Annotated in this window: 3 protein-coding genes and 1 pseudogene; 1 reads left to right on the forward strand and 3 read right to left on the reverse strand. The window is 33.1% G+C overall.

Features of this window, described 5'->3' with window-relative positions:
- The first annotated feature begins 429 nt into the window (after window positions 1–429).
- Window positions 430–768, forward strand: coding sequence for an ASCH domain-containing protein (locus BLP68_RS21210; protein WP_091547752.1), 339 nt, complete (start codon window positions 430–432; stop codon window positions 766–768).
- Window positions 769–1,060: 292 nt separating this feature from the next.
- On the opposite strand, the pseudogene BLP68_RS21215 reads toward BLP68_RS21210, so the two are convergent.
- The 3 genes and pseudogenes from BLP68_RS21215 to BLP68_RS21220 all read right to left on the reverse strand — a co-directional run.
- A pseudogene (locus BLP68_RS21215) lies at window positions 1,061–1,402 on the reverse strand (transposase); the annotation flags it as partial.
- A 12-nt stretch (window positions 1,403–1,414) separates the two neighbouring features.
- Complete coding sequence (locus BLP68_RS21940) at window positions 1,415–1,534, reverse strand: transposase (RefSeq protein WP_176759150.1); 120 nt, start codon at window positions 1,532–1,534, stop codon at window positions 1,415–1,417.
- 149 nt (window positions 1,535–1,683) lie between these two features.
- Window positions 1,684–1,950, reverse strand: coding sequence for a hypothetical protein (locus BLP68_RS21220; protein ID WP_091547755.1), 267 nt, complete (start codon window positions 1,948–1,950; stop codon window positions 1,684–1,686).
- Between the last annotated feature and the right edge of the window lie 168 nt (window positions 1,951–2,118).

The raw sequence follows: 2,118 nt of genomic DNA on the forward strand, positions 1-2,118 counted from the left end.
GTCTTGATAATGGATTTAAGTCAATAAAGTTGGATGTACTTGGTACAAATGCTAGAGCGATAAAGAGTTATCAAAAGGCTGGGTTTAATATAACTGGTAAGTTTGAACTAAATGATGAAACGTTCTATTGGATGGAAATAGCCCGTTAGTTTTTAAGGGACCGACATCCATATCGGTCTTAGTCTCTGGAGATCTTCCCACTCCGTATAACAATGTTTTTGGGCGAGGGTGCTTCGGGGTAGGTAATAGGGGAAGGATCAGCGCACCACACACATCTCACTGGGTGCAAGCACCGCCAAGGGGCAAGGTCAAGGGGGTCCAGTTCGAAGGCGTCGTAAACACGGAAACGTTATATGCCATCTTCATATAAAGTTGTAGTAAGAGTTAGATAAATAGTGAAAAACTGTTTCGTGAAAGGCAGGTTTAGTGATGATACATCAAATGGGGTTATATGGAAAATATTTTGAGATTATTAAGGATGGGAAGAAGAAAGTAGAGGTTCGACTAAATGATGAAAAAAGAAGGAAAATTAATGTTGGTGATACTATTGAATTCATCAATGCTTCGGATTTAAATGAGATATTAAAAGTACAAGTAGTTGAACTTAGAAAATTTGTTACTTTTAAGGATATGTATGAATCTATTCCATTCAAAGACTTTGGTTGTGAAGGTTGGACAATCAAAGAAATGTTAGAAAAAACATATGAAATCTATACTCTGGAGCAGGAAAAAGAATGGGGAACTTTAGCAATAACAATAAGTTGTTAATTGGTTTAATTGTAAATCTATTAGTTTAGTTATGAATAGGTTTACACTTAAATTAATATAGGGATTTAATAAAAGGTTTAACTATATTTTAATGATTGAAAAACATTATTTTGCTAATTTAGATAATGTGGAGTGAAAGACAGCATATAACAATGTTTTTGCGCAAGACAGCTAGTAGAAGTAAAGAGTTATTTTAAAAAAGTTAAAAATTATATGTTACTAAAAATAGGCATAACAAAAGCACCTTTGTAAAACACGAACAATGGCTAGAATTGATATATTAGAGATTGTCTTAGGCAGCTAGTCTAGAATGATTTTCTAAATACATTTTTGCATGTAGCTTAGGATTTCTAACCTCATAAGACTTTTCATTCTTTAAGATTGAAAAGATATATTTTAAAAGCTTATGCATTATAGCAACAAGAGCAACCTTCTTCTTTTTACCTGCTAAGTTTGTTTGGTAATACTCAAGTAGGAAGGGGTTTACAGGCTGACCATTGCTTTTTTTACGAACACAAGATAATGCAATTGAATAAAGAGCTCTTCGACCAATACTGGTGCCTCTTTTTGACATCCTGTTCTCAGTACTATTGAATTTACCTGATTGACTGACTGATGGATCAAGTCCAAAGAACGCTGTTAGTTGCTAAGGCTTTTGAAATTGCGAAATATTACCTATTTCACAAGCAATTGTGACAGCTGTAATGTAGCCAACACCTGACAAAGTAGATAGAAGATTAATAGAGTTATTAAAGGCTTCTGACATGATATTGCTATCCAAAATATCCTTAATTTGATCTAGTAAAGAATTTATTTCAGATGTAAAAATACTATGTAAGTTCAAATGTCTTTTGATTTTACTGGCAAATGCAATAGACTGAATCCCGATTTCTAATGCATTTTCAGAAGCTACTATTAACTTGTTATAAGCTTTTCTAGACCATAGAAGACCCTTTTTAGAAATAGTAGAATTAGATTAAGTACATCTTCTTTAGGGGCATTAATAATAGCCTCAGGTGTAGAATAGGACTTTAAAATAACCAATGAGGTATTACCGGTTATATCTGAAAATACTTTTTCGTATCCAGGAAAAGCTACTCGTAGATCATTGGATAGTTTTTTCTTAATGTTAGCTCTATCATCGACAAGGTCATAGTACTCACGGCAAAGATTTCTAAGCATATATACATTTGGGTCAACCAAACTTGAAATTTTGATATCTTCGTGTTTGCCTATCTTTGCAATAGAAATAGCGTTAGAGTGTATTAGATTTGCTGGACACGTATAAAGGTTGCTATAATAAACCTAGAAAGGACGTGTTACAGCTATGAGTAATAAAAATAAATTCAC

This window comes from Alkaliphilus peptidifermentans DSM 18978 (assembly GCF_900101495.1).
In the GTDB taxonomy this organism is placed as follows: Bacteria; Bacillota; Clostridia; order Peptostreptococcales; family Natronincolaceae; genus Alkaliphilus_C; species Alkaliphilus_C peptidifermentans.

Excerpts from the sequence above, each read along its gene's own strand:
- BLP68_RS21210 (WP_091547752.1), top strand. The coding sequence starts at position 430 with ATGATACATCAAATGGGGTTATATGGAAAATATTTTGAGATTATTAAG.
- BLP68_RS21940 (WP_176759150.1), bottom strand. The coding sequence starts at position 1,534 with ATGTCAGAAGCCTTTAATAACTCTATTAATCTTCTATCTACTTTGTCA.
- BLP68_RS21220 (WP_091547755.1), bottom strand. The coding sequence starts at position 1,950 with ATGCTTAGAAATCTTTGCCGTGAGTACTATGACCTTGTCGATGATAGA.